General features: G+C 62.1%; 2 protein-coding genes. Both read left to right on the forward strand.

Features of this window, described 5'->3' with window-relative positions:
* Nucleotides 1-517: hypothetical protein (locus tag DP117_RS34155; RefSeq protein ID WP_169222577.1), on the forward strand; the 517-nt coding region annotated here is incomplete at its 5' end.
* 105 nt (nucleotides 518-622) lie between these two features.
* Nucleotides 623-1,625: sigma-70 family RNA polymerase sigma factor (locus DP117_RS34160; protein WP_169222578.1), on the forward strand; the 1,003-nt coding region annotated here is incomplete at its 3' end.

The following is a 1,625-nucleotide window of genomic DNA, read 5'->3' on the forward strand; positions in this document are numbered from 1 at the left end:
CTATTCGCCCAACACCCGCCCCGTTTTCGTGCCGAATACACTTCCCACGCCGTCGTTGCCGCCAGCGGTCGAGGTGGCCGAGCGCACGCTGGTACGGGCGCTCCTTTCCGCCGACTGGCTCCCGATCATGCGCCGCCGCTTCGACCGCCTTCCCGACCCGACTGCCTATGCCAATCCGCGCACGGCGCGTTTGATCGAGGCTCTCCTGCCGCTGCTTTCCGGACAGTTCACCCCGAACGCAGCCCTGGCGCAACTGGCGGAACCGGAACTGACGGCCTATGCCTACGCTGTCCTGATGGATGAGGGCAACCCGGAGCTATGCGAGGAGGCGATTGACGATGCCATCGAAAAACTGCAAAAGCGCGAAATTCAGACGAAAAAAGAGGAAATACGGGTGCAATTGTCACGAAACGCGGAAGGAAAGCCCGAAACGGACGATGAACTGTTAAGACGTTGGTCAGAAAACGCGCGAACGCTGAAGGGGCGTGGCCCCGGCCAGGATACGGACAGTGAGTAGCGTCGGCAGGTGGCATGAGGCCAGCGCCTGCTCTTGTCGTCCGAATGCGGCGCAGTGAATCGCAACAGGACAGGTGAGGACAGCGTGGCGATAGAGCGGGATGAGATGAAGCGTAACAGCGCAACGCTCGTGCGGAATGGTTTTGCTCTGGCGTCCGGAAATGGCGCGGTGGCCCGGCGGAACGGCCTTCCCCGTCGGGAGCGGGTAGAATTCTCCGAGCTTGGTGAGGGGGAGGAGATATGCTCGCTGGATACAGGCCTTCTTTTTGAACTTTCGGCGGGCACCCTGCCCGTCGTGCATCCGCCCGCGGACGACCCCCTGATGGCCGTGACTGGTGTGTTGCCGGAAGTCGTGGAGACGGAAGACCGCCTCGAACAGGAGGAACCGCCTCCCACGGACGGCATTCCCCTCGATGATTCGGTGCGCATGTGGCTGCGCGAGATCGGTAAGACCCCCCTCCTGTCGCAGGAACAGGAGATTTCGCTGGCCCGGCGTATCGAACGCGGCGACGAGGAAGCCAAGGTCATTCTGACCCAGGCGAACCTGCGTCTGGTCGTCTCCATCGCCAAACGGTACGGCGGGCGAGGAATCTCCTTCTCCGACCTGATTCAGGAGGGCAATATTGGCCTCCTGCGCGCTGTCGAAAAGTACGATTATCGCAAGGGTTTCAAATTCTCCACCTATGCCACCTGGTGGATACGTCAGGCCATCACCCGCGCTATCGCCGATCAGGGACGCACCATCCGTATACCCGTCCACATGGTTGAGACGATCAACCGTCTGGTCAAACTCTCCAGCCAGTTGCTTCAGGAACTGGGCCGCGAACCCACCCTGGAGGAGATCGCGCGCGAGATGGGAACCACGGTGGAGCGGGTGAGCGAGATCATGCGTATCGCGCCGGAACCGCTTTCGCTCGAAACCCCGGTCGGGGAGGAGGAGGATTCACACCTCTCCGACTTTGTGCCGGATGAGGACAGCCGCCCGCCCTCTGAAGCGGCGGCGCAGGCGGTTTTGCGCGAGCGGATTGATATGGTGCTCGGGCTTCTGACCGACCGCGAGCGCGATGTGGTGAAGATGCGGTTCGGACTGGAAGGTGACGGTTCGCCGC

Source organism: Brasilonema sp. UFV-L1 (assembly GCF_012912105.1).
Taxonomy (GTDB): domain Bacteria; phylum Cyanobacteriota; class Cyanobacteriia; order Cyanobacteriales; family Nostocaceae; genus Brasilonema.